Here is a 234-nt window from a genome sequence, read left to right on the forward strand (position 1 = left end):
TGCTTGTTCCGGCCCATTTCCAGCTTATATTTTACCTTTTCCAGGAGTAACCATGCCAAAAGTCAATCTGCTGTTATTATGCGGCGGTGGCGGTGCTGAACATGATATTTCGCTGATGTCGGCCCGTTTTTTTGAGTCATCTCTGGCTAAGTCAGATAAATTTTCAGTACTTAAATTAGTACTCGACAAGCGCGGACATTATCATACAGAAGACGGTAAATCATGCGATTTAAC

At 42.3% G+C, this 234-nt stretch carries 1 protein-coding gene; it reads left to right on the forward strand.

The window, feature by feature from the left end; translation table 11 throughout:
• Positions 1-52: 52 nt before the first annotated feature.
• A partial coding sequence (locus AAEY88_RS15570; RefSeq protein ID WP_350563845.1) for a hypothetical protein occupies positions 53-234 on the forward strand: 182 nt, incomplete at its 3' end.

It is taken from the genome of Psychrobacter sp. CAL346-MNA-CIBAN-0220 (assembly GCF_040309805.1).
Classification (GTDB): Bacteria; Pseudomonadota; Gammaproteobacteria; order Pseudomonadales; family Moraxellaceae; genus Psychrobacter.